The sequence below is a fragment of the Schaalia naturae genome, from assembly GCF_042665795.1.
GTDB lineage: Bacteria > Actinomycetota > Actinomycetes > Actinomycetales > Actinomycetaceae > Pauljensenia > Pauljensenia naturae.
The window spans coordinates 2,775,991-2,800,379 of the sequence record NZ_JBHTEF010000001.1 but is presented as its reverse complement, the minus strand read 5'-3'; the positions used below and the strand labels follow the sequence as shown (position 1 = coordinate 2,800,379).

Genomic DNA, 24,389 nt, shown 5'->3' with positions numbered 1-24,389 from the left:
GGAGCCTTTCGGTGAGTGATGAGGGGAGGATTTGTGGTGGTCAGGAGGGGTCCGAGGAGGTCTCGGCGTTGGCGGGCGCATCCGTCGACGGTGGCCGCGACGTCCGTTCGAAGTCACGTCCCCAGCGTCTGGTCACCGTCGAGCGATACCTGGGGTCCTGCCACTGGAAGAGGTCCACGGCAAATTGTCCGTAGTCCATGGGAACATCTGCACTGGACAGGAGGTTGACGATTCCCCGTGCCTGGGTGGCCAGCGCGTCGAAGGTCGTGGCCCGCACGAGGGCGGAGAGGCGACCGTAGATCGGTGTCTCGTGCCGGTCCCTGTCGGAGCCTTCTGCGTCAGTCACAGTGCGTACCGCTGCCGCGATGGAGAGTCGGCGCCCCGCCTCGGAGGTGATGTGCATGGAGTCGGGGTGGGATCCCTGGTGCAGGGCCCACAGGGTCAGCGCCGTCTGGACGGCGATCTCTCCTCGTGTGGGTTCGGTGTCGTCCCTGATGGAAGGGCCGCCATCCACGGTGAATTGCCAGATCGCGGGAACCGATCCGATCTCCTTGCCCAGTGCGGAACGCAGCTGTGCGCGCCCGGCCCGGGCATAGGGGCTCTGTCCGTCCAGCAGGTGTCCGGCGACCCGGAGGACTCGTCTGCGGACCTGGTCGGACGTCCGCAAGGGACCTTCCCCGGGGTTGGTGTCGGTGGCCCCGCCGGCGGGTGCCACCTCCGGTGTCGATGTCACTTGCTGTCTCCTTCCGTTGTGGAGGTCAGGTGTGGAAGGGCCTTGCGCAAGGCGGCCCCGAAGTAGTTCTCGGCGATTCCGGTGTTGATGTACGCGCCGCGGTCCTTCCGGCCGACGTAGGCCGTGTCGGGGGTGGCCTCGACGAGCTCGCGCGCCACCGACGTGGCGATCCCGCGCAGGGTGTCGTCCCAGAGCTCCCTCGCGGCTTCGATGTCGGAGTCACCGTCGAGGGCGGCCAGCCAGGCACGGTAGGGACCGTCGACGGCCCCGTAGAAGCGTTCTCGGGCACGTTCGCGGTCTCCGTCACCGGCTCCGTCCCCGCTGGCCCCCGCCGCCCGGGCAAGGTTGGAGGCGAGGTTGGCGACGATGCCGGAGACCTCCTCGGTCCGCGAGACGCTGCCGTCCACCAGGTGTCCCAGTTCCGGGCGGGCACTCGAGAGGAGCGTGACGGAGAGGGTCACCTCGTCGTGGTAGATGTCCTCGATGGTCGCATTCTGCGGACCGTAGGTGACGCCGACGGCTTCGAGCCTCAACCGGCCCATCGCGCCGCGGTTCGCCGAGCTGAGGTGCGCCATGAACTCCAGGGTCGCCGAGTTGAGGAATTGGTCGATCATGGAGCCGTCATACCCCTTGACCTTTGCGACCGTCGGCAGCATCCCCGGGACCGAGCGCCACAGCGCCCGGCCCGCCTGGTAGAGGCGCGGCATGTAGGTGTTCTGCTTGAGCTTCTTGGACTGCGGATCGGAGTATCGCCACAACCCCATGGGCTCGTAGCGCTGCATGTCCTGGGGGCCGAGCTTGTCGCCCTGGGCCAGCACCACTCCCGTGACACCGCTGCGGTCGCCCACCAGGCGGATCCGGCGCGAGGGCCAGGTGAGGATCCGGGAAATCGCAATGGGTGCCGGCTCGTCAACATAGTCGCGACGCACGGCCGTCGGCGCGTCGTCGTCCTCCCAGACACACGGGGTTCTCCACGGTGGGGGTCCCTGGAGTTCCCCGGAGTCCGGCGGCACCAGGTTCAGTGCCAGGGTTTCGTCGAGGGTCTCGCCCCGCAGGATGACCATGCCCACCTGACCGACCCACGAGGGGCCGATCGGATACCCTTTCCCACCCTTCGCCGAGTCGTCGCCGACCGCACCGGAGCGGATCCCCGACGGGTCGTAGGCCATGGCGTGCAGTAGCCACAGGGCGGCCTCGGCGGGGCTGATCCGTTCGAGCGCCGCACCGTTGCGGGTGGTGAAGAACTGGGAGCCGTTGGGGACGTCCGCAATGATCTTCTCCAGCCCCGAGACCTCGTTCTTCGCGGTGTGCAGGGTCGGAGCCTGGAGGAAGGGGTGCGCGCCTCCGAAGAGGTAGAACCTGTCCCTCCACTGCTCGCACCGGCCGAGGAGCCTGTCGACGGGGAAATCTCCCGAGGCCAGGTCCACGTAGGCCTGCATGTCGGGAAGTGGGATCACGCGGTAACAGATGGCCAGCAACAGTCGCAGGACCGCCGCGTTCTGGGTCGGCAATTCGCAGGCCAGGTCGACGATCTGGGTGCTGCGTTCAAAGGCGCCTCGAATGCCGACCGCCTCCACGCTTCCGTCCGTCAACAGGACGGGAATCCAGGGTTCGTCGAGCAGGTTGTAGTCGGGCTCGCCGGGGTTCACAGGTCCTTCACCTCAAGTCCTCTCTCGGGGGAGTACACGAGCTCGTGCCCGTGCACCGTGGTGTGCAGCGTTGTGGAGAATTCATCGGTCATCGTCATGGGCAGGATCAGTTCGTCCTTCAGCATTGGGTTGTCCGTCCACACCCATCCGCGCAGGACCGGGTTGTCCCAGATCTCCTTCGCGACCGCTTCGATGGTCTGGTCGTTGCCCTCGCCCTTGTTCCGCAGCTGCCATGGGGCCAGAGTCGTCGTCCACGTCCTCACCTCGTGCAGCACCTGCGAGGGGATGTCCTCGCCGACCTCGAGCCTGACGCTGACACGATCCTCGGACTTGATCCAGGTCGGCCACACGGGCACGTTCCCCTGGAAGGGATCCACCGGGATCACCGTGACGGGGATCTGCTCGTCACCGTCACGCACTGCGGCTCGCGCCACGACTCCTCGCGCCCGTTCGATCCCGGACTCCCCGTCGTTCGCGTCCCCCGCGAAGTGAGACTCGAGGTCGTCGGCTGTCCAGCGAGTGAGGTTCAGTCCGTCCAGACACCAGGTCCGTGCCCGGTCCACCGACCGGGCACGCGCACGTGCATCGGCCTCGCGAGCCTCCTCCATCGGCGCCTGCCACGCGGCGGGACCGACCGAATCGGCGGAGCAGGCGAGCTCGGTGAGCTCAGCGACCTGTCCGGGCGCTTCGATCCTCAGCTCGCCGCCTTGGTCGGCGAGGATCCCCAGGAAGCGCAGGATCCGGTGACGTCCGTAGACCGTGTCGCACCCCCTCAGGTACCCCCACGGTTCCTCACCCACGTCCGTCACCAGCACATGGGCACGGGGATCGACGAGGGCGGACGGGCGGACCCGACCGGGGTGGCGGTGCAGCCGTCCGATGCGCTGGAGGACCAGGTCCATGGGTGCCGGATCGGTGAGCATGAGGTCGAAGTCCACGTCGAGGCTCTGCTCGATGACCTGCGTCGCCACGACGATGTGGCGGTGCGGTCGATGGGTGGAGTTCCGACCGAACAGGTCGAGCATGTCCCGGTCCTTGGTCACCCTGTCGGCGGCGAGGAAGCGGGCATGTGTCAAGGTCATGTCATCCCGACCGAAGTGGGCGACCAACGCCGCGTACGTGGACTGCGCCGCCATGACGGTGTTGCGGATGACGACCGCACACCCGCCCTCCGCCAGTTCGTCGTCGAGGAAGGCCGCGATGTCCGACTCGTCGTGGATCACCAGCGGGCGGATGCTGCGGCGCAGGTCCCGGTCCATCTGGGAGGCAGCGGTCGGGTGGACCTCCAAGCTGTCCCCGGCGACCGAATAGCTGGTCAGCACGGGGTAGCCGATGCCGCGTCCGACGTCGGTGGGCAGCTCGTCCTCGCGGCCCGCACGCCCTCGTCGATAGGCCTTCACAAGCGCCGTGCGCCGCTCGCCGGGAAGGGTCGCGGAGAGCAAGACGACAGGCACGTGGTACATGCCGAGCCAGGTGAGGGCGGCTTCGAGGTAGGTCTCCATGTAGGTGTCGGCGGCATGGACCTCGTCGATGACGACAGCCTTGCCCATGAGTCCGAGGTGTCGCAGCAGGACATGCCGGGATTTGAGCGCAGCAAGCAGGACCTGGTCGATGGTGCCGACCACCAGGGGTGAGAGCGTGGACCGCCACCGCTTGGCCATCCAGGAGCTCGCGAAGAGGCCGGGCTTGTCGTCCTCGGCGTCGAAGGTCTGGACCCGGTTCTTCGCCGACGGGTAGAGGTCCTGGAACCCCTGGTTGAGATCGTTGCGCCCGTGTGCGAGGTGGACTCCGACGTGTTGGGGAACCTTGGCGGCGATCCACTGCGCCCACGGTGTGACCCGCTCGAACATCGCATCAGTGGTCGCCTGCGTGGGCAGGGCGATGATCGCGCCCTGGAGATGACGACGACGGATCATCTCCCCGGCAACGGTCAACGCAAGTTCGGTCTTGCCCGAACCCGTGGGCGCCTCGACGATCAGGAGGTCGACATCGGAGTCGCGGACGAGCTGCGCGGCCCGGGTCTGAGTCGGATTCGGTGTGCGGTCCTCGCCCCAGCCGAATTGTTCGCGGTACGCACGTGTGATGTCTCCCTCGAGTGGAGGGATCTGCAGGGGACGGGGCAGCCTGGCTTCATGCCAGCCCTCGGCCGCGCGCTGCTTCTGCTGCTCGGCTCCGAGTGGGCGTTGGTCGGCGCGGATCGGGATAAGGGGGAAGTAGCCCTCGTTCGAGGCGAGCCAATCGGCGACGACCACGGCGGAGGCGTATGCACCGGCCGGAGCGATGCCGATCGCCGGCATGGCTGCGCCCCACCCGTCCAGCGGGAAACCCGCCCTGCGCGCCATCCACTCGATGAGCTCAGCCCGGCACGCCGCCCACTTGGGGTCCTTGGAACCGGGCCCGTACAGGTAATCCTCCAAGGCTTCCTTGACCTGGGAGGCACGCGGGTACCGCCCGTGGTGGACGCCGACAAGTGTGGCGATGCCGTGGGCCCTGTTCGCCACGCACCCGCGCGAGACCAGCAGGTCTTCCAGCGCGAATTGTGAGACGAACCCGTGGGGGAGTCGGGATCTGTGAGGGACGTCAGCACTCGGAGGGACCGCGAGGCCCTCTTCGCGCACGAGGTCGGCGAGCGGAGAGTGCTGGCAGACGAACTCGAGGGAGGCCTTGCCCACGTCGTGGGCGCCCGCGAGGAAGACCAGCGTGGCGCGTGCCCTGTCCTGGTCGCCCTCCCAGATCTGCGCAAGGAGCTCCCGATGCGGATCCGAGAGGTAGTCGTCGAAGAGCCGTCCTGCGGTGTCGGCCGCATCCATGAGGTGCTGGTACAGGGGGAGCCACTTCTGCTCGGTCTGCTTGTCGCTCTTCGCCCAGATGCTGCGAGCGATCTCCGAAAGATCGTCCCCACCCAACGACGCCTCAGGCGAGAGGAAGGCCGGTGGTGCAACAGGTTGGCTCTGCTGTTCGGTTGCCTTGAACAATCGCAATTCCCGCTCCACCTCGATCGTCGAGAGCGCATCGCTGCGCTACGAACACCTATTCAACTCCAGAGAAGACCGAGCCGAAGTCGAATCGGTCTCATCGAGAGAGACGATACGGGGGACCATGTGCATCTGCGTTCGGTCCTCGCCGGAGCCATGGCTGGCGAACAGCCGGCTCCGTGACCGCAAGGGTACTCACGAGCCTTCGGTCATCCGGACGCCGCCACGAAGAGACACCCGCATGCGAGGTGGTGGGGTACCGGTGCCGGACGCCCCACCAGGCTTTGCCTCACATTGCACAGTAGCGGCAGGGACGAAACCCCCTCTCTCGTTGCCTGCGCCACGCTGACAGGTGCCAGAGAAACGCGCCCACGACTACTTCTGGCACGGCACCACCAGCCTGTTCGCCGCGATGAACGTCACTGATGGCACCGTGACCGCCTCCACCCACCGCCGGCACCGGGTAGTGGTGTTCAAGAAGTTCCTGACCAAGATCGACCAGCAGGTGCCCGAGGACCTCGATGTCCACGTGATCTGTGACAGCTACGGCACGCACAAGCACCGGACAGTAACCCGGTGGTTGGAGAAGCACCCAAGGTTCCACATGCACTTCACCCCGACGTACTCGTCATGGATCAACCAGATCGAACGGCTCTTCGCCAAGGTCACGCGCGAGCTACTGCAGTGAGCCGGCCAGATCCTCAAATCCCTCGGGCCACTTCTACAACGAGTCAACGGCGGAGGACACTAGGAGGTGCGTCGACGGAGCTCGTCGCAGGAACGCCCTCCTGCCCTCGTCAGTCCTTCCCGAGCAGCGCGGAGACCATCCCTGCCAGCGTCTCCGACACCCCTGCGTCGATCTTGACGGTGGCGAAGCGATCCCCGCGCGTGGCCCCGCGGTTGACGATGACGATGGGCAGCCCGTCCGCCACGGCCCGCCTCACCAGTCGCAGACCGCTCTGGACGACCAGGGTCGAGCCCGCCACCAGCAGCGCCTCCGACCGGTCGATGAGCGCCAGCGCCCGATCCGCGCGCTCGCGCGGCACCGTCTCCCCGAAGTAGACGATCTGGGGTTTCAGCACGCCCCCGCAGTACTGGCACACGGCGGGCGTGAATCCCCGCGCCAGCTCGTCGGAGACCTCGGCGTCCGCGTCGGGGGCGACCTCGATGTCGACGACGCTCCCGCCGACCGCCTCCGCGAACCCAGGGTTGAGGGCCTCCAGACGCCCGGCCAGGTGCGCGCGGTCCTCCACCCTCCCGCAGTCCAAGCACACCACTTGGTCGTAGCGTCCGTGCAGGTCGATGACGTTGCGCGACCCCGCCGCCTCGTGGAGCAGGTCGACATTCTGCGTGATGACGCCCGTGACCAGCCCCGCCGCCTCCATCTGGGCCAGGGCGCGGTGCCCGGCGTTGGGCCGCGTGTCGTGGACGTGGCGCCAGCCGATGTGGTTGCGGGCCCAGTAGCGCTGCCGGAACGCCGGGTCGTCCCGGAACTGCTGATAGGTCATCGGGGTGCGCGCCGGCGAGTCCGCCCCTCGGTAATCCGGGATCCCCGAGTCCGTCGACACGCCCGCGCCCGTCACGACCGCGATGCGTTTCCCCGCCAGCACGGCGACGGCGTCGCAGACCGTCCCGGTCGCCACCGTCGTGGGCCCGATGGCGCGGAAGGGGCGGGTCAGGGGCATCGGGGCCGGGGTTGTCATGCGGTCATCGTACGAGGGCGAGAATCCGAGGGCGCGTAACAGGCGGTTCTTCGCACCCCTGGTCCTTGAGGTGCTCGCGACTGATCGCTCGCACGCACACGGTCGGTGACGAGTTCCTCGATCATGCCTGTTGAGTGATACTGGCCTCACGCAATGTCATTCAACGGGCGCTTCGCAGATATAGGCAAGGCGCGGAGCTTTCCTTGTTCGCTTGGCGCCACCGGCGCCGCCCTCGCCCACGGACCAACGACCGAGCTCGGCGCGGGGAGCGGACCAGGGGCCGACGTGGGAGACGGACCGGCCTCGGCGTGCGCGCGATCAGCGGCCGTCCGTCACGGCGACGATCGGCAAGGGCTTCCGCTCACCGCGTTCGGGAAGGACTCCCTCCCCTCCCGGCCCGGCCGGCTCCGACCCGAGCGACGCGAGGGCCATGCCGACGAGCGGGCAGGACGCCTGGCATCCCATGCCCGCACCTGAGGCCAGCAGCTCCTCGACCTGATCGTCGTCGCCGCCGTCCCAGATGATCCGGTCCCGTTGGCCGGTGGCGTCCTCCTCCGCGGGCGCGCCACCCGCCCCTGCACCGCCCTCGCCCTGGGCCATGAGCGCGGTGGACAGCATGAGCTTGATGCGATTGAGCTGGTTGACCTCGCTCGCGCCCGGGTCATAGTCGACGGCGACGATGTTGGCCTGCGGGTAGCGGTTGCGCAGCGCGCGGAACATGCCCTTGCCGACGATGTGGTTGGGCAGGCACGCGAAGGGCTGGGCGCAGATGATGTTCGGGCAGCCGTGCTCGATCATGTCGACCATCTCGGAGGTGAGGTACCAGCCCTCCCCAGCCTGGTTGCCCATCTGCGCGATGTCCGTCGACCTCGCCGCCATCTCCTGGATCGGCCGGTGCGGCTCGAACTTGCCTCCGGTCGCCAGGAAGGCCCGGCGCACCGGCTCCTCGTACTTCTGCATGGCCCACAGCGCGACCGGCTTGAGGCGCGAGGACCGTCCGGCGATGCCCAGGTTGGCCTTGTTCCAGCGGGCGCTGGCCATCGCGTTGTGGAAGAACTGCATGAGCCCGGGAAGCTCCGCCTCGCACCCCTCGGCCTCGATGACGTCGACGGCGTGGTTGTTCGCGTCGGGGTGGAACTTCACGAGGATCTCCCCGACCAGGCCCACGCGCGGCTTGCGCGCGATGTCGCGCAAGGGCAGCGCGTCGAACTCGGCGACGCACCGGCGCACGAGCCCGCGGAACGACGCCCGGCGCCCCTGCGCCCGCCCGCTGGTCAGCCATTCGCGGCAGATCCCGTCCCAGCGCCTGTACAGCGCCATCGCCGCGCCAGGCTCCTTCTCATAGGGCCGTACCCGCAGCAGCATCGACTGCAGCATGTCGCCGAGCACCGCCGCCCGGATCACCTTGTGGGCCAGGGGCAGCGTGATCTCAAAACCCGGGTTGTCCTCGAGGCCCTGGATGGAGGCGGCGATGACCGGCACCTGCTCATAGCCGGCGTCCCGCAGCCCCTTGCGCAGCAGCGAGGCGTAGTTCGTCGCCCGGCACATGCCGCCGGTCTGGGTGATGACGACCGCCGTCCGGCCGGGGTCGGCGCGCCCGGAGACGAACTCCTCCAGCAGCTGCCCGATGACGACGATCGCCGGATAGCAGGCGTCGTTGTTGACGTACTTCAGGCCCGTCTCGTTCGACTCCCGGCTGGTGTGCTCGAGGACGTGCACGTTGTATCCTGCGGCCTGGAGCACGGGCTCGACCAGCCGGAAGTGGATCGGCGCCATCTGCGGCGCCAGGATCGTCCACCCCTGGTCCCTCATCTCCCGGGTGAACCGCGCCCGCGGATGCACATGGCCGGCGCGCGCCGCCGTGCGCTCCTCCGCGGCGGCCGCGGCCGCCGGATCCGTTTCCGGCCGGGTGTCGACGAGGGCGGACCCGCGGCCGGCCTGCCGCTCCTCGACGGCCGCGCCCAGGGAGCGCAGGCGGATCCGAGCCGCGCCAAGGTTCGAGACCTCGTCGATCTTGAGGACGGTGTGGATGTCGCCGCGCCCCTCCAGGATCTCCTGGACCTGATCGGCGGTGATCGCGTCGACGCCGCAGCCGAAGCTGTTGAGCTGGACGAGTTCCAGGTCGGGCTCGTCGCCGACGCGGGCGGCGGCCTCGTACAGGCGCGAGTGGTAGGACCACTGGTCGCGCACGCGCAGCGGGCGCTCCAAGCGCCCGTCGCACACGGAGTCCTCGGTGAGGACCCCCATGCCGAGGCCGACGATGACCTCGGGGATGCCGTGGTTGATCTCGGGATCCAGATGGTAGGGGCGCCCCGCGAGGACGATGCCGCGCACGCCATGGCCCCGCATCCACGCCAGGGACTCCTCGCCCTTGTCGCGAATCTCCCGCTTGACGGCCGCGTCCTCCTCCCAGGCCGCGTCCAGCGCCCGGGTCATCTCCTCCGCGGGAATGTCGATGCCGTGCTCGGCGAAGACCTCGACCAGCCTCCCGGGCAGGTACTCGCGGTTGGAGAGGTTGAGGAAGGGGGAGATGAAGTCGACGCCGTCCCCGGACAGGCGCTCCATGTTCGTGCGGATGACCTCCGGGTAGGTGGCCACGACCGGGCAGTTGAAGTGGTTGTCCGCGCCCGGGCTGAGCTCCTGCTCAAAGCTGACGCACGGGTAGAAGATGCGGGTCACGCCCTTGTCCAGCAGCGCCTCGATGTGCCCATGGACCAGTTTGGCCGGGTAGCACACGTTCTCCGAGGGGATCGACTCCATGCCCGACTCGAACAGGTCGTGGCTGGAGCGGGGGGACAGCATGACGCGGAAGCCCAGCGTCGTGAGCAGCGTGAACCAGAAGGGGTAGTTCTCGTACATGTTGAGCACGCGGGGGACCCCGATGTCCCCGCGGGACGCCTTCGCCTCCGTGAGGCGGCGGTAGCCGAACATCCGCTTGTACTTCCAGTCGAACATGTTCGGCAGCTCGGACTTCTTCGGGATGCGCTCCAGCGAGGCGCCTCGGTCGCACCGGTTGCCCGAGACGTGGCGCTCCCCGTTGGAGAACGTCGAGATCGTCATCTGGCAGTGGTTCTGGCACAGGCGGCAGGTCTTGCGGGTGGTCTCGACGTGGAAGCCCTCGAGGTCGGACAGCGCGGCGAGGCCGGACTCGCCGGTGCCGTCGTCGTGCATGCGGGCCGTCAGCGCGGCGCCGTAGGCGCCCATCAGCCCCGCGATGTCGGGACGCACGACCTGTCGGCCGGTGAGCAGTTCGAAGGCCCGCAACACCGAGTCGTTGAGGAAGGTGCCGCCCTGGACGACGACCCGCTCCCCCAAGTCCGAGGGGTCCTTCAGCTTGATGACCTTGTACAGCGCGTTGCGCACCACGGAGTAGCTCAGACCGGCGGCGATGTCTCGCGGGTCCGCGCCCTCCTTCTGGGCCTGCTTGACCGAGGAGTTCATGAACACGGTGCACCGCGTCCCCAGGTCCACGGGATTCGTGGACTCCATGGCCGCTCGCGCGAAGGACCGGACGTCGGTTCCCATCGTCTCGGCGAAGGTCTGCAGGAACGATCCGCAGCCCGAGGAGCACGCCTCGTTCACGGAGATCGAGTCCACCGCGTGGTCCCGGATGCGCAGGTACTTCATGTCCTGCCCGCCGATGTCGATGACCGAGGTCACCCCGGGCTGCAGGTGCTCCGCGGCCCGGTAGTGGGCCATCGTCTCGACCTCGCCCTCGTCCAGGGTGAGAGCGGTCTTCACGAGCCCCTCGCCGTACCCCGTCGAGCACGCCCGCCCGATGACGGCGCCCTCAGGCATCTCGGTGCGGATCCGGCGGACGATCTCGACGGCCGCGGTCACCGGGTCGCCCTCGTTGGAGGCGTAGTGCGTGAAGACGATGCGACCGTCCTCGTCGAGGATCACCGCCTTGATAGTCGTCGACCCCGCGTCGATGCCGAGCCAGCAGCGTCCCCGCGCCTGCGGCAGTCCGGCCTGGGGCACCACCTCGCCGCCGTGGCGGGCCGTGAACTCCTCCCGTTCCTCCTCGGTGAGGAACAGAGGGCGCATGCGCGCGGACTCGGCGGCGACCTCCCGCGTGGCGAGGTCGTGGATGAGCCCCGACAATGGGCGAGGGCGACGCGGGTCGCGCGAGGGCCGAGCCGCGGGGGCGGCCGCGGGTCCGCCGTCCGGCCGCGTCACACCGTCCTCGAAGGTGACGTCCTGCGGCCCGGAACGGGGGGCACCTCCACCGGAGCCGTCCTCGTCCATGATCATCACGGAGGCCGAGAAGGCGGGCTCGGCGATGGCGTCCTGGGCGGCGGGATCCGGCTCGTCGTCGGCGGAGCGGCCCTGCACGCGCGGATCGTCGGCCAGCAGGGCCGCGCCCATCGCGACGTAGAGCTGGGCGTTGTCCGGGGTGATGAAGCGGTCGACCTTGGGAAGGAGCTCCTGGTAGGCGGCGCGCAGCTGGGGGAGGAAGTGGAGCGGGCCGCCCAGGAACATCACGGTGCCGCGGATCGGGCGCCCGCAGGCGAGCCCCGCGATGGTCTGCGTGGCCACCGCGGTGAAGATCGAGGCCGCGAGGTCCTCGTGCGCCGCCCCCTGGTTGAGCAGGGGTTGGAGGTCGGACTTGGCGAACACGCCGCAGCGCGAGGCGATCGGGTAGAGCTGCCGATGGCGGCTCGCCAACTCGTCCAGGCCCGCCGCGTCCGTGCGCAGGAGGGTGGCCATCTGGTCGATGAAGGCGCCGGTGCCGCCCGCGCAGGTGCCGTTCATGCGCTGCTCGGGCGTGGGATGCAGGTAGGTGAGCTTCGCGTCCTCGCCTCCCAGCTCGATGACGACATCGACCTCGGGGTGCAGGCGCCGTGTCGCCTCGGTCCCCGCGATGACCTCCTGGACGAAGGGGACGCCGATGGCCCGCGCCGCGGACAGGCCGCCCGATCCGGTGATCGCGGCGTGGACTTCGACGCCGGGCCGGGCGGCCTCGATGTCCCCGAGGAGGCGGCCGAGTTCGCGTCGCACGTCGGCGTTGTGGCGGCGGTAGTCGGAGAAGGCGACCCGGTTCCCCTCCAGCAGGACGGCCTTGACGGTGGTCGAGCCGACGTCGATGCCCAGGCGCAAAGGACGGTCCAGGATGTCCCGAGACTCTGCGGGTCGCTCGGTTCCCATCGTCATGGCCCTCCTCCTCACGCCGACTCCCATTGCGAACGTAGGGTCGAATGCCAGGAATTTCTACAGTGTTGAAATTAGAGTGGAGACATGGCAGGCGCACCGCGGAAAGCCGCAGAAACAGGCGAGATCCACGCCGACGGACATATACAGGACTTTCGTCCCGGTGATGAAATCCCCTCGGCGAATAACAGCACAGAAAGCGTGACGAAAAATGGGGCGGCCTCCCCTGCGGGACGCCGGCGGCGCGCCTCCCGTCCGCGCGGACCCAGCGGGGAACGCGGCGCCGTGCGCGCCCGCATCCGGTCGGCCGCCCGCGAGGAATTCCTCGAACGCGGCTACGACGGCACCACGATGCGCTCGGTCGCGCGCCGGGCGGGATGCGACTCCGCGATGGTGGGGTACTACTTCGGGTCGAAGCAGCGCCTGTTCCGCGAGAGCCTCAACCTCCCCATCGACCCGGCCGACGAGGTGATCTCCGTGCTCTCGGGCGGCCTGGACGGGGTGGCGGAGCGCATCCTCCACTATGCGCTGTCGATCTACGAGGAGCGGATCACCGGCGACACGATGCTCGCCCTCATGCGCGCGCTCATCACGGACGCCCAGACCAGCCAACGCTTCCGCGCCTACTTCCGCTCCGACATCCTGGGGAAGGTCGCGGCCTTCTTCGGCGACGACGCCGATGACGTCGGCGAGCAGATCGAGCTCATCATGGCCATGATGTACGGCATCGCCACGATGCGCTACGCCGTGCGGCTGGAGCCCCTGGCCTCGATGCCCGAGAAGCGTCTGGTCGCCTTCATGGCCCCCATCATCCAGTCGCGCATCGACCGCGTCGTGACGCATCTGGACTGAGTCTGAGCAAGCCCGGACTCTATCGGCGCGCAGAGATCGACCAGACTCGCCGAAGTGCCCGGCGCCCGGGACCGCCGGACCGGCGCGGGAGTCTCAGTGGCGAGGGCCGCCGTGCTGGTGGCGGCGCACATGGAGGCCCTGGCTCGGAGCGGGCCGATCGACGGGGTCCTCGGCGGCCGGACGTTCGGGGGGCAGGCCGCGGGGCGCGGCGGGCGCGACAGGCGATGTCCTCGACGTCGGCCGGGACGGAACCGGGGCCGGGGCCGGGCGATCCGAGGGCGGGAAGGCCGGGAGGACCTCCCCGGGCCTGTCCGAGGTCTCCCAGGACCGGCGGCGCGACGCGGAGCCCAGAGGGGGGACCGACATCTGGGACCGGGCCGGAGGCGGGGGAACGGGGATTGCGGCGGGAGCGGACACCGGGCCCTGGACCGGCGCCACGGCACCAGACCGGTCCGAACGCGCGGGGAGCGCCAGAGCCCCCGCTCCGGCGCTCCCCGCCGACGCGGGCCCCCGCGAGCGCCGGTCCGCGAAGAACCCGCGGAGCTGGATCGAGGCCTCCTCCTCGAGGACGCCGCCGACGACCTCGACCTGATGGTTGAGGCGCGAGTCGCGCAGGACGTCGCGCACGGAGCCCGCGGCGCCAGCCTTCGGATCCCACGCGGCGAAGACGACCCGGTCGATGCGGGCCTGGACGATGGCGCCCGCGCACATCGTGCACGGTTCCAGCGTGACCACCAGCGTGCACCCGACCAGGTTCCAGCGGCCCAGACGCTCCCCGGCATCGCGCAGGGCGATGATCTCGGCATGCGCGGAGGGATCGTGGTGCAGCTCCCGCTGGTTCCAGCCCTGCCCGATGATCCGGCCGGTGGAGTCCAGGACGACGGCCCCGACGGGCACGTCGTCATTGCCACGGGCCTTGTCCGCAAGGAACAGAGCCCGTCCCATTGCCTCGCGCAGACGATCCATTGAGACCACGTCGCCAGACTACCGTGCCCGGGTCGCGACATGCCCGGCGCCCCGGGCGCATCGACCGCGGGGCCAGCCTCGACGGGCGGGCGCGGTGCCCATTGCGGCATGAGGACGAGGCGGAACCCGACCCACACGGCGACGCCGTACCTGCGATGACCGGGATCCGTCCGCGTCGGTGGCAGACGAGGAGCATGCCATATCGATCGGTCGGTAGAATAGGACGTCCGAGCCCTTTCTCAGGTGACATCGCCCGCAGGACCACGGGGGCGAGGGCGACCGCCGGCCCCGTCAGAGCCAGAGTCGCCCTCGTCGATCCTGGGCGAGCCCCTCAGAACCCCGCCAACCCAAGCGCCGCGGAACGGGATCAGAACGCGGGGATGACGGAGCCGTCCGTCCAGGTGTCCTCGATGAACTGCTTGACCTCGTCGGAGTGGAGGAGTTCCTCCAGCTTCTCGACGCCCGCCTTCTTGTCGCCGCTGACGTCGGTCTTCCACACAAGGACGTTGACCGCGGGGTTGTTCTCGGCGGACTCGACGGCCAGGGCGTCGTCGGCCTGGGACAGGCCGCCCTCCTGGGCGTAGTTGCCGTTGATGACGGCGAGGTCGACATCCTGGAGGGAGCGGACCAGCTGGGCGCCCTCGACCTCCTGGAAGTCGAAGTCCTTCAGCTTTGTGACCGTGTTGACGTTCGCGTCGGTGCCGTCGGCGGGCAGCTCGACGAAGCCGTTGTCGGCCAGCAGCGCCAGCGCGCGCGACTGGTTCGCGGTGTCGGAGATGATGCCGATGGTCCCGCCCTCGGGGAAGTCGGCCAGATCGGCGATCTTGTCCGAGTAGATGGCCAGCGGCTCCAGGTGGACGCCCTCGCCGGCGGTGAAGTCGTAGCCGGACTCCTCCTCCTGCTGCTCGAGGTAGGGGACGGTCTGGAAGTAGTTCGCATCCAGGGAGCCGTCGTTGAGCGCGACGTTGGGCTGGACGTAGTCGGAGTACTCGACGATGTTGAGGTCCAGCCCCGCGTCCGCCGCGAGGTTGTCCTGGATGTACTGCAGGATCTTCGCGTGGGGCGTCGGGGACGCGCCGACGTTCAGCGTGATGACGGAGCCGGAGGCCCCGCTGCCCGCGGCGTCGCCGGAGGCGGCGTCTCCAGAGTCCGAGGAGTCCGAGCCCTGCGAGCAGCCTGCCAGCGCGAGTGCGGCGGCGGCGCCCAGAGAGGCGATGACGGCAAGAGATCGTGTGCTGCGCATGAGAGTTGTTCCTGTTCCTGTCCGTGTCGATGGGACGTCAAGAGGGGGCTGACCGTTCGAGGGGTCCCGGCTGGTGGTGGTTCAGCGGTGGTCCACCAGCCGGCTGGCCATGTCGCCGACCCACTGGATGAGCTGGACGATGACGATGATCGCGATGACCGTGCTGATCATGACGTCCGACTGGAATCGGTTGTACCCGTAGTTGATCGCCATCTGCCCCAGGCCTCCGCCTCCGACGGCGCCGGCCATGGCGGAGTAGCCGATGAGGGTGATCGCCAGGGTCGTCGTCGACTGCACGAGGCTGGGGAGGGCCTCACGCGTCTGCACGCCCCAGCGGATGCTCCGGTTACTGGCCCCCACCATCTGGGCGGCCTCGATCTTTCCCGGGTCGACGGCGTGGACATTCGTCTCCACCAGCCGGGCGAAGAAGGGGACGGCACCCACGACCAGGGGCACCACGGTCGCCTGCCATCCCAGCGTCGTGCCCACCAGGAGGCGGGTGAGGGGCAGCATCGCGATGATGAGGATGATGAACGGGAACGACCGCATGATGTTGATGATCGTGCCGGCCACCCGGTGGAACGTCCGGTGGGGGGTGAGGCCCGAGTCCGAGGTCTGCACCATGAAGAGCCCCAGTGGAAGCCCGAGGGCCACCGTGAACAGGGTGGAGAAGCCGGTCATCAGGAGCGTCTCGCCGATCGCGGGCAGGAACTGCTTGGTGAGCGCGGGATTGTCCAGCCAAGTCGGATCGCCCTTGGCCCCCGGGAGGAGCGCCGCCCCGGCCAGGAGGCCGTGGCCCGGAAGCGCGCCCGAGCCCGGCAGGAGCGCGAGGTCGGCGAGGGCGGACATGACGGCGCTCATGCGGCACGCTCCTCGGCGTGGATGCCCAGTTCCCGCAGCTGGCGCAGGATCGCCTCCGACTGGTAGTCCGGCACGGCCAGCGCCAGCCTGCCCACCTGCGTGGATCCGATCGACTCGAAGGTTCCGGCCGCGACGTCGGCTCCCATCGAGGCCGCCAGGTTGAGGACGCTGGCACCGGTGGGCACGCCCGGCGTCGAGGTGAACATCACGTCGAGCAACGTCGTCCCCGAGCGCAGGTCGGCCTCCTCGACGGAGGGGGCGGGCACCAGCTCGCGCGCCAGCGGCGAGGTCGCGTCGGAGAGGACCTCCTGCACCGTGCCGGTCTGGACGACCCGGCCGTGGCTGAGCAGGGTGACGGAGTCGCAGATCTCCCGCACGACGCCCATCTCGTGGGTGATGATGACGACGGTGACCCCCGACGTGTCGCGCACCTGGCGCAGCAGGGCCAGGATCTGGCGGGTGGAGGAGCCGTCCAGCGCCGAGGTGGGCTCGTCGCAGAGGAGGACCTTCGGCAGGTCCGCCATGGCGCGGGCGATGCCGACGCGCTGGCGCTGCCCGCCGGACAACTGCGAGGGGTAGGAGCCGCCGCGGTCCCCCAGGCCCACGAGGTCCAGGAGCTCCTGGACGCGCGGGCGGATCTGCTCCTTCTTCTGCCCTTCCACCTGGAGGGGGTAGGCGATGTTGCCGGCGGCGGTGCGGGCGTCCAGCAGGTTGGCGGACTGGAAGACCATGCCGATGCGGCGGCGGGCGTCGCGCAGGTCCCGTCCCCGCAGGGTCGTGGTGTCGACGCCGTCGACGATGATGTGCCCGGCGGTCGGGCGGTCCAGCACGGTCAGGCAGCGGATGAGCGTGGACTTGCCCGCCCCGGACTGGCCGACGATGCCGTGGATGGAACCGCGTTCGACGTGCAGGGTGACGTCGTCCAGGGCGACGACCTCCGCGCCCCCCTTGACGGGGTAGACCTTGCGGACCCCCTGCAGATCGATCATCGACATTCCTCCATCGTGCCCTGGCGGAAGCACCCTCACCGGGTCCGGGGGTTGCTGCAGTGTCACTGAGCCAGGTCTCTCGGCTGCTCTGGATGGCCTCCGACAGCATACGGGCCCGCCCCGCCGGCCCCCAAACGGGCCGTCACAATCCGCCGGATGGTGGACGGGGGCTCCATCACATGCCGGCGAGGGCCAGCCCCAGCGCCGCCGCCGCGAGGCCTCCGGCCAGCATGCCTCCGGCGTGGGCCGCGGCCTCCCACAGGCGGCCGGCCAGGAGCAGGCGGGCGCCCTCGACGCTGGCGGTGCTGAAGGTCGAGTAGCCGCCGAGGAACCCGGTGCCCAGGATGCCCGGGACCGCGGAGCCGGCCTGGCGCAGCGCCCAGCCGGCGACCAGCCCGATGAGGAAGCATGCGCCGACGTTGACGACGAGCGTCCCCACCGGCACCGATGCGCGGACGTGCCGCGTCACCCACGAGTCGACGAGGAAGCGCGCGGCCGCCCCGCATCCCCCGGCGAGTGCCAGGAGGAACGAGTCCCAGGCGTTCATGCGCGCTCCTCCCGCAGGCGTCGCCGAGGCCGCGATCCGGCACGGGCCCGGACGCGGGTGGCGGCGATCTCCGCGAGGCGGATCCCGGCCGCCGCAGCCGTCAGCCCCGCCGCCGCGCTGCCGGCCGCATAGGCGGCCCCCGTCCACGCCGCGCCGCCGCCGAGGAGCCGGACTGTCTCCAGGGCGAAAGTCGAGTAGGTGGTGAACCCGCCGATCACCCCCGTGCCGACGCCCAGGCGCACGGCCTTGCGCCACCCGCGGTCGTCGCCCGACAGGGCCAGGCCCTGCAGCAGAGCGCCCAGGAGGACGGACCCGGCGACGTTGATCGCGAGCGTGGTCCACGGCACCGCTCCGGGGGCGGCGGGGAAGGCCGCCTCCAGCACAGCGCGCGCGGTGGTCCCGGCCATGCCGCCGGCCACGATGACCGGCAGCCACGCCGCCACGGGCATGGGCCGGGCGGACCGATCGGGGCGGGGCTCCGGGTTCGGGGCGATCGCCGAGGACGGCGCCGCCGGCGAAGGGCGCCCGCACGCCCCATCCCCGGCCTCTGGAGAGGCGCTGGTCAGTGCGTCCATGAGGCCGGCAGCTCCTTCCAGTCGACGACGTCGGTCGGCACCGTGAGGACCGGACGGTGTTGATGGTGGGCGAGGTGGACGGAGACGGAGCCCTCGACGAGCTCCCGGATCTGGCCGCGGGCGCTGCGGGCGCGGCGCGCTCCGACGACGATCACCGAGGCGTCGGTCGCGCGGGCGAGGTGCGTGAGCGAGCGGTCGGGCCGCCCCGCCAGATACCAGAGCCTCCAGGGGATCCCTCCCGGCTCGGCGGCGCCGCCCTCGTCCGCCGGGACCTCCCCCAGGGCCTCCCCGATCTGGCGGGCGAGCAGGTCGCGGGCGGCTCGCCAGTCCCCGCCCTCGGCGTCGGGATCCATCGGCGCGTGCCTCACCGTGCCGTCGGGCAGCTCGTCGACGACGACCCGCGAGGTGTCGACGTAGGCGGCGTCGAGGCGAGCGGCTCCGACCGCCCTCGCGAGAGCCGCGGCCGTGCGCAGGACCAGCGGATCCTGCCCGGGGACGACCCCGACGAGGACCGGGTGGGCGGGGAAGGGCACCATCCTCTCGAGGCTGGGCTGGGGGACGCGTGCTGGTCCCATGGCGGGCTCCCTTCCGCGGGCGCACTCCTGCCCGCAGTCATCGACCGGGCAGGAACCATCAGCCGTCGCGGCGGTTCGGGCAGCGCCCAGGCGGGATCCATCGCCGTGCCCACTCTAGCGGCTCGTCCCCCGGGAACGACGACGCGCCCACCCGGGTCATCCGGCCACGGTGAACGGCTCCCCGCCCCAGCGCACGCCCTCGATCGAGATATGCGGCGCCCCCTCCACCGGGTGGACGAGCGGGCGGCGCCCCTCGCGGTCCGGCTCCAGGCCGAGCAGGGATCCGGCCACGGCCACCGCGGCGGCGGCCGACCAGCCCTGCGGCCGGCAGGCGGCCGGGTAGGGGACCGGCCGGCCGGAGGCCCGGCGCGCCTCGCCGGAGTGCAGCTCGGGGACGCGGAAGCCGAACCCCTCGGCGGCGGCCAGCAGCCCCTCCGCCAGGGGGAGCGCGCCGCGCCCGTGCCCGCTGCGGACCAGTCCCATGATGGAGATGGCCGTGTCGTGGGTCCATACGGACCCGCCGTGGTAGCTCAGCGGCCAGAACCCCCCGTCCAACGCCGACAGCGTGCGCAGTCCGAATCCGGAGTCCATGTCGGGCCCCGCCAGCAGGCCGGCGACCGCTCCCTCCTCCTCGGGATCGAGGAGCCCCGTCCCCAGGAGATGGCCGATGTTGGAGGTCAGGGAGTCGACGGGCCGTTTGTCGGCGTCGAGTGCGATCGCCGGGAAACGCCGTGTCCGGCCGGCCGCGTCGGGGCGCTCGACCCAGAACCGGTCCCGGAACCTCGCCCTCAGCTCCGCCGCCCAGCCTCGCCACCACCGAGCGGCCTCCCCGTCGCCGACGTGCTCGAGGATCTCGGCCCCGCCGACGGCGGCCTCGTGGGCGTAGGCCTGGACCTCGCACAGCGCGATCGGGCCGCGGGCGATGGTCCCGTCATGCCATTGCACGGAGTCCCCGGAGTCCTTCCACCCCTGGTTGGACAGGCCGTGCCCGGAACGGTCGACGTACTCCAACAGCCCGTCGCCATCGGAGTCGCCGTGGTCGCGCATCCACCCCAGGGCCGCGCGAAGGTGCGGCAGGAGGTCCCCCAGGGCCGCTTCTTCCATCCCCCACCGCCAGGCGTCGTGGAGCAGGCAGATCCATAGGGGTGTCGCGTCGATGGTCCCGTAGTACCGGGGAGGCAGGGTGATGCCCTCACCGGGGATGACGAGTTCGCCGGCGCGCAGCTCGTGCAGGATCTTCCCCGGCTCCTCGGCGGTGGCGGTGTCGACGCGCGTGCCCTGGAACGCGGCCAGCGCCCTCAGCGTCGACTCCGCCAGCCCGGTGCCCAGGGGGAGGAGGAAACGCGCCGTCCACAGCGAGTCCCTCCCGAAGAGGGTGAAGAACCAGGGCGCCCCCGCCGCGATGAACGGCTGGTCGGGGACGGCGACGGCGGTCATCCGCAGGGCGTCGAGGTCCCCGAGCGCGGCGGCGACCCACCGAGACAGACGCTCGTCCGAGGACGTGACGCGGACCCCGTTCCAGGCCGGCGCGGCCTGCGGCCCCCGCACTCCGTCGACGGCGCGCGCCCCGGCATGGGGGCGCACCCGCCATGCCACGTGGGCCTCCCCCCCAGGGGGAACGGCGAGCCGCCAGGACCATCTCACGCGGTGGCCCGAGACCTCCATCTGCGCGCCCTCGGCCCCGAGGTCGGCGCGGGCATCGCTCGCGGTGAGGACGCATGAGCCGCCGCCGGCGTCCGCGACGTCGCCCTCCGGCTTCTCCGTCACGCCCGCCCTGATCCGCTGGAGGCTCTGGGCCCCGACCGTGGCGGACAGCGTCACGGGAACCTCCACCTCGTGGCCGAGGGCGTTCGCCACGGAGATCACCTCCTCGAACCCGTCCGAGCCCAGGGTGCGCCGGCGCGCCACGACGACGCGGGGGTCGGCCGCCCCGTCATCCGCCGCGCGCGCCAGAGAGGTGAAGACCGCGGTGCGCGCGGAGATCCTCTCCGTCGCGATGGACTCCGGGGCCGCGCCGGCGACCTCGAGCCGGACGTCGGCCGCCACCCGCGTGTCGGCGCTGTAGATCCCGTCGATCGGAGCCCGCATGTCCCCGTCCGGGCGGCTCCACACCTGGTGGGGCGCTGAGATCAGGCTGATCGCGTCGTGGAGGAGGGGTTGGCGGCCGGCCGCCGGCGCCTCGGGGCCGGCCGTCGAGGGCGGGACTGGGGGCCGGTTCCCCGCGGGCTCGGTGTCGTTCACTGCTTGACGGCTCCTTCTGAGGTGTTCATGATGCGGCGCTGGAAGACGAAGAAGAGGAGGGCGACCGGAATCGTCATGACGAGCGCGGCAGCCAGCTTGAGCGGGTACTGCGTCCCGGCCGAGAGCTGCCCGGACGCCAACGAGGCGACGCCCTTCGTCAGCGTGGTGAGCGCCGGATCCTGGGTCGAGACGATGAAGTGGCTCAGCTCGTTCCACGAGCCCTGGAACGACATGATGACGATGGTGACCAGGGCGGGCCGAGCCATCGGCAGGACGATGGACCAGAAGATCCGGAAGGTCCCCGCCCCGTCCACGCGGGCCTGCTCCTCCACGCTCGCCGGGACCGACTCGAAGAAGTTCTTCATGATGAAGACGCCGCCGGCGTCGACCAGGAGCGGCAGGATCATCCCGGCGTAGGCATCGTAGATGCCCAGCTGCTTGATGACGAGGAACTTCGGGATGAGCAGGACCACGGAGGGCACGCTCATGACGGCGACGACCCCCGCGAAGATCACGCCGCGTCCCCGGAAATGCAGGCGCGCCAGCGCGTAGCCCGCGAGCGAGTCGAAGAACGCGCGGCCCACGGTGACGCACAGGGTGACCACCAGCGAGTTGCGGAACCACAGCGGGAAGTCCGAGTTGAGGAACAGCTTCGTGTAGGCGGCGGTGGTCCACGTGCCGGGGATGAGGCTGACGGGATTCGCCGCGGCGTCCGGTTCGGTCTTGAAGGACGTCGACACCTGGATGAGGAACGGCATGACGTAGACGAGCGCCAGGGCGACGAGCAGGGCGTAGAGCAGGCTCCGCGACGCGATGGCGCGGGGGGAGGTCGCGCCTCTCCGGGTTCCGCGGCCCGCGTGACGGCGCGCCGGGCCGGGAGCCGTCCGGTGATCGGGAGCGGTCATCGTCCCACCTCTCGTTGGGGAGCGGGCGCCGGGCCGGGCCGGCGCCGGCCGCGTCGCGGCCGGGCGCCCTTCTCGGACAGGACGGCGTTCTGGACCAGGGTCATCACGATGATGATGACGAAGAGGATGAACGCGATCGCGGCGCCCCGCCCCCACTGCTGGGACTGGAATGCCGACGCGTAGGAGAGGTAGGCCGGGGTGAGGGTCGACTTGCCCGGCCCGCCGTCCGTGCCGGTGTAGATCTGGTCGAAGACCTGCCAACAGCCGATCACTCCCAGCGTCACCACCGTGAAGATCGTGGGGCGCAGCTGCGGGATCGTCACATGCCGCAGGCGCTGCCACCCGTTGGCGCCGTCGACCATCGCGGCCTCCGTGACGGCGGGGTCGAGCGCCTGCAACGCGGAGAGGAAGAGCAGCATGAACGTCCCCGAGGTCGTGAAGACGGCCATGATCATCAGCGCGGTCATCGCGGGAGACGGTCCCGCGAGCCACTGTGACCAGCTCAGGGAGAGGAACCCGTGTTCGGTGAGCGCCCGGGGCGGAGCGGCCCCCTGGAGCCCGAGCAGGATGCCGGTGGGGTCGTTGAACCAGTTCGGCCCGTTGATGCCCAACCAGGACAGCACCCTGTTGACCGCCCCGGTCGCGTTGAACAGGAAGAGCCACAGCACGGTGATCGCGACGGTCGAGGTCACCGAGGGGAAGTAGTAGGCCGTCCGGAACAAGCCCCGCCCTCGGATGTCCTCGCGGTTGACCAGCACGGCCAGCATCAGGGCCACGACCGTCTGGACGGGCACGACCAGGAGCGTGTACCACAGGCTGTTGCGCAGGGACGTTGCGAAGTCCCGCTCGGCCAGGCCCCCGTCGGTGAGGACGGAAGCGTAGTTGCCCAGTCCGATGAAGGACACGTCCGAGGAGAACGGCGATCCGCGGCCTCCCCAGTCCGAGACGCTCACCCACAGGGCCATCAGCATCGGGACGACGAGGAAGACCCCGAGGACGAGGACCACCGGCGAGACGAACATCCACCCGGCTCGCGCCTCGCCGGCCCGGATGCCCGAGCCGCGGCGGGCGGGTGCATTGCGGCGTGCGAGCGGGCGCATATGGTCCTCCCTTCTTCCCTTCCCGGTCGTCTCCGCGCGGTCCGGCGACCCGCCCCTACTTGAGCAGGGGCTCAAGGTTCGCCTGGACGGAGGAGAGGATCGTCGCCGGGTCGGAGGACTTGAGGCTCTCCAGTTGCGCGTTGAAGTCGGAGATGACGTCGGAGGCGCCCTGAAGCGTCGGCACCGACTGGGCGTAGTCCGCCCCGGCGAGGAACGCCGTCAGTGTGGGGTTGTCCGCCGACCATTGGCCGGCCGCGGAGCGGATCGAGGGCATGACGCCGAAGGCCTGGGAGAACGCCAGCTGCCGGTCCGTCGAGGTGAGGTACTCCACCAGGTCCATCGCCTGCGCCTGGGCCGGGGAGTCCGCCGCGATCCCCCAGCAGTTCGTGAACTGCAGGGTTCCCTTCCCGGCCGGTCCAGACGGCAGCTCGACCACGGTGTAGTCGACATCCGGGTAGTCGGCGCTCATCGAGCCGGCGAGCCAGTTGCCCTCGATCGCCATCGCAGCCATCCCCTTGCCGAAGGCCTCTCCGCCCCATCCGGCGCCCAGGTCGGAGGCGAAGGCCGCGTCGCCCGAGGAGAGCAGCGTCTTCACCTCGTCGAGCGCCTCGATGTTCGCCTCGGAGTCGGCGGTCGCCTCCGTCTGGTCGCTGTTGAGCAGGGAGCCTCCGGCCTGGGCCATGAACGCGCCGATCCGAGCGTACTCGGAGCTGAAGGTCAGTCCGACATGGTCCGCGGTGGTCAGCTTCGCCGCGACGCCCTCCAAGTCGTCCCAGGTTGTCGGGTAGTCGGCATCCGTGAGCCCCGCCTCCTTCCACATGTCCGCGTTGATCACCAGGGCGAGGGTGGAGAAGTCCTTGGGGGCGCAGTAGAACTGCCCGTCATAGGTGAAGTTGCCGACGAGCGTCGGGTAGAAGTCGTCTTTGTTCGACAGCTGGTCCCCGTAGGCCAGGAGCGACCCGTTGGAGGCGTAGCCCGCGAGGTAGTCGGACTGCAGGTAGAAGACGTCCGCCGGGTCGCCTCCCGCGAACCCCTGGGAGAGCTGCTGCGCCAGGTCGGAGGCCGCGGTCACGGTGGCTGTGACGCCGGATTCCTGCGACCATGCGGCGACGGCGTCGGTGACCGCTTGCGTCTCCGCGTCGCCCGATGACCCGATGAGCACGTCGAGCGTCTGGGAGGCGTCGTCCGTCAGGGCCGTCTCCGACCCCGACGAGGGCGACTCGGACGACTCCTCGTCGGCGAACCCCGATCCTCCGCCGCACGCGGCCAGCGACAGCGCGGCCGACACGGCGACCGCGCCGACGAGCGTCCGGGACATGCATCC

The 24,389-nt window shown here is 70.2% G+C and carries 18 protein-coding genes and 1 riboswitch; of the genes, 2 read left to right on the top strand and 16 right to left on the bottom strand.

Going from position 1 to position 24,389, the window contains the following annotated elements; all coding sequences use genetic code 11:
• Positions 1 to 40: 40 nt before the first annotated feature.
• From casB to cas3, 3 genes are read right to left on the bottom strand one after another with little or no spacing between them, the layout of a single operon-like run.
• On the bottom strand, positions 41 to 733 hold the full coding sequence (gene casB / locus ACFQWG_RS12355; RefSeq protein ID WP_380975752.1) for a type I-E CRISPR-associated protein Cse2/CasB: 693 nt from the start codon (positions 731 to 733) through the stop codon (positions 41 to 43).
• Positions 730 to 2,382 carry a type I-E CRISPR-associated protein Cse1/CasA gene (gene casA, locus ACFQWG_RS12350; protein ID WP_380975750.1) on the bottom strand — a complete coding sequence of 551 codons (1,653 nt, stop codon included), beginning with the start codon at positions 2,380 to 2,382 and terminating at the stop codon, positions 730 to 732. The genes casB and casA overlap by 4 nt, the downstream gene beginning before the upstream one ends.
• Positions 2,379 to 5,363 carry a CRISPR-associated helicase Cas3' gene (cas3, locus tag ACFQWG_RS12345; protein ID WP_380975748.1) on the bottom strand — a complete coding sequence of 995 codons (2,985 nt, stop codon included), beginning with the start codon at positions 5,361 to 5,363 and terminating at the stop codon, positions 2,379 to 2,381. The genes casA and cas3 overlap by 4 nt, the downstream gene beginning before the upstream one ends.
• A 346-nt stretch (positions 5,364 to 5,709) precedes the next feature.
• Between cas3 and ACFQWG_RS12340 the strand changes: the two genes are divergently transcribed.
• On the top strand, positions 5,710 to 6,045 hold the full coding sequence (locus ACFQWG_RS12340; RefSeq protein WP_380975746.1) for an IS630 family transposase: 336 nt from the start codon (positions 5,710 to 5,712) through the stop codon (positions 6,043 to 6,045).
• 109 nt (positions 6,046 to 6,154) lie between these two features.
• Here the strand turns inward: ACFQWG_RS12340 and ACFQWG_RS12335 are convergent, their stop codons facing one another.
• Entirely contained in the window at positions 6,155 to 7,060 is a 906-nt protein-coding gene (locus tag ACFQWG_RS12335; protein WP_380975744.1) for a Sir2 family NAD-dependent protein deacetylase, read from the bottom strand.
• 318 nt (positions 7,061 to 7,378) lie between these two features.
• On the bottom strand, positions 7,379 to 12,208 hold the full coding sequence (locus ACFQWG_RS12330) for an acyl-CoA dehydratase activase-related protein (RefSeq protein WP_380976335.1): 4,830 nt from the start codon (positions 12,206 to 12,208) through the stop codon (positions 7,379 to 7,381).
• A 288-nt stretch (positions 12,209 to 12,496) separates the two neighbouring features.
• On the opposite strand from ACFQWG_RS12330, the gene ACFQWG_RS12325 reads away from it, so the two are divergent.
• Positions 12,497 to 13,063, top strand: a complete 567-nt coding sequence (locus tag ACFQWG_RS12325) for a TetR/AcrR family transcriptional regulator (RefSeq protein WP_380975743.1) — start codon at positions 12,497 to 12,499, stop codon at positions 13,061 to 13,063.
• Between the two features lie 93 nt (positions 13,064 to 13,156).
• On the opposite strand, the gene tadA is transcribed toward ACFQWG_RS12325, so the two are convergent.
• From tadA to ACFQWG_RS12270, 11 genes are all read right to left on the bottom strand, one after another.
• Entirely contained in the window at positions 13,157 to 14,029 is an 873-nt protein-coding gene (tadA, locus tag ACFQWG_RS12320; RefSeq protein ID WP_380976333.1) for a tRNA adenosine(34) deaminase TadA, read from the bottom strand.
• A gap of 367 nt (positions 14,030 to 14,396) precedes the next feature.
• A complete protein-coding gene (locus tag ACFQWG_RS12315; RefSeq protein WP_380975741.1) occupies positions 14,397 to 15,272 on the bottom strand; it encodes a MetQ/NlpA family ABC transporter substrate-binding protein in 876 nt (291 codons plus the stop codon).
• Positions 15,273 to 15,353: 81 nt separating this feature from the next.
• Positions 15,354 to 16,133, bottom strand: a complete 780-nt coding sequence (locus tag ACFQWG_RS12310; RefSeq protein WP_291498149.1) for a methionine ABC transporter permease — start codon at positions 16,131 to 16,133, stop codon at positions 15,354 to 15,356.
• Entirely contained in the window at positions 16,130 to 17,122 is a 993-nt protein-coding gene (locus tag ACFQWG_RS12305) for a methionine ABC transporter ATP-binding protein (protein WP_380975738.1), read from the bottom strand. The genes ACFQWG_RS12310 and ACFQWG_RS12305 overlap by 4 nt, the downstream gene beginning before the upstream one ends.
• Positions 17,123 to 17,297: 175 nt before the next feature.
• Positions 17,298 to 17,669 (bottom strand): fluoride efflux transporter FluC, encoded by a 372-nt coding sequence (locus ACFQWG_RS12300; protein ID WP_380975736.1) that lies wholly within the window; start codon positions 17,667 to 17,669, stop codon positions 17,298 to 17,300.
• A complete protein-coding gene (locus tag ACFQWG_RS12295; protein ID WP_380975734.1) occupies positions 17,666 to 18,244 on the bottom strand; it encodes a FluC/FEX family fluoride channel in 579 nt (192 codons plus the stop codon). Before ACFQWG_RS12295 ends, ACFQWG_RS12300 begins: the two co-directional genes overlap by 4 nt.
• The gene (locus ACFQWG_RS12290) at positions 18,232 to 18,819 is read right to left on the bottom strand and encodes a universal stress protein (RefSeq protein WP_380975732.1); all 588 of its coding nucleotides are present in this window, start codon (positions 18,817 to 18,819) and stop codon (positions 18,232 to 18,234) included. Before ACFQWG_RS12290 ends, ACFQWG_RS12295 begins: the two co-directional genes overlap by 13 nt.
• 42 nt (positions 18,820 to 18,861) lie before the next feature.
• Positions 18,862 to 18,933: riboswitch (Fluoride riboswitch) on the bottom strand.
• Positions 18,934 to 18,975: 42 nt separating this feature from the next.
• The gene (locus ACFQWG_RS12285) at positions 18,976 to 21,060 is read right to left on the bottom strand and encodes a glycogen debranching N-terminal domain-containing protein (protein WP_380975730.1); all 2,085 of its coding nucleotides are present in this window, start codon (positions 21,058 to 21,060) and stop codon (positions 18,976 to 18,978) included.
• The gene (locus ACFQWG_RS12280) at positions 21,057 to 21,965 is read right to left on the bottom strand and encodes a carbohydrate ABC transporter permease (protein ID WP_380975728.1); all 909 of its coding nucleotides are present in this window, start codon (positions 21,963 to 21,965) and stop codon (positions 21,057 to 21,059) included. Before ACFQWG_RS12280 ends, ACFQWG_RS12285 begins: the two co-directional genes overlap by 4 nt.
• The gene (locus ACFQWG_RS12275) at positions 21,962 to 23,065 is read right to left on the bottom strand and encodes a carbohydrate ABC transporter permease (protein ID WP_380975726.1); all 1,104 of its coding nucleotides are present in this window, start codon (positions 23,063 to 23,065) and stop codon (positions 21,962 to 21,964) included. The genes ACFQWG_RS12280 and ACFQWG_RS12275 overlap by 4 nt, the downstream gene beginning before the upstream one ends.
• A 55-nt stretch (positions 23,066 to 23,120) precedes the next feature.
• The gene (locus ACFQWG_RS12270; protein WP_380975724.1) at positions 23,121 to 24,383 is read right to left on the bottom strand and encodes a sugar ABC transporter substrate-binding protein; all 1,263 of its coding nucleotides are present in this window, start codon (positions 24,381 to 24,383) and stop codon (positions 23,121 to 23,123) included.
• Between the last annotated feature and the right edge of the window lie 6 nt (positions 24,384 to 24,389).

Bases quoted from the DNA above. Each gene is read 5' to 3' on its own strand.
- ACFQWG_RS12335 (WP_380975744.1), bottom strand. From the start codon at position 7,060: ATGACAACCCCGGCCCCGATGCCCCTGACCCGCCCCTTCCGCGCCATC.
- ACFQWG_RS12330 (WP_380976335.1), bottom strand. From the start codon at position 12,208: ATGGGAACCGAGCGACCCGCAGAGTCTCGGGACATCCTGGACCGTCCT.
- tadA (WP_380976333.1), bottom strand. From the start codon at position 14,029: ATGGATCGTCTGCGCGAGGCAATGGGACGGGCTCTGTTCCTTGCGGAC.
- ACFQWG_RS12315 (WP_380975741.1), bottom strand. From the start codon at position 15,272: ATGCGCAGCACACGATCTCTTGCCGTCATCGCCTCTCTGGGCGCCGCC.
- ACFQWG_RS12310 (WP_291498149.1), bottom strand. From the start codon at position 16,133: ATGAGCGCCGTCATGTCCGCCCTCGCCGACCTCGCGCTCCTGCCGGGC.
- ACFQWG_RS12305 (WP_380975738.1), bottom strand. From the start codon at position 17,122: ATGATCGATCTGCAGGGGGTCCGCAAGGTCTACCCCGTCAAGGGGGGC.
- ACFQWG_RS12300 (WP_380975736.1), bottom strand. From the start codon at position 17,669: ATGAACGCCTGGGACTCGTTCCTCCTGGCACTCGCCGGGGGATGCGGG.
- ACFQWG_RS12295 (WP_380975734.1), bottom strand. From the start codon at position 18,244: ATGGACGCACTGACCAGCGCCTCTCCAGAGGCCGGGGATGGGGCGTGC.
- ACFQWG_RS12290 (WP_380975732.1), bottom strand. From the start codon at position 18,819: ATGGGACCAGCACGCGTCCCCCAGCCCAGCCTCGAGAGGATGGTGCCC.
- ACFQWG_RS12280 (WP_380975728.1), bottom strand. From the start codon at position 21,965: ATGACCGCTCCCGATCACCGGACGGCTCCCGGCCCGGCGCGCCGTCAC.
- ACFQWG_RS12275 (WP_380975726.1), bottom strand. From the start codon at position 23,065: ATGCGCCCGCTCGCACGCCGCAATGCACCCGCCCGCCGCGGCTCGGGC.
- ACFQWG_RS12270 (WP_380975724.1), bottom strand. From the start codon at position 24,383: ATGTCCCGGACGCTCGTCGGCGCGGTCGCCGTGTCGGCCGCGCTGTCG.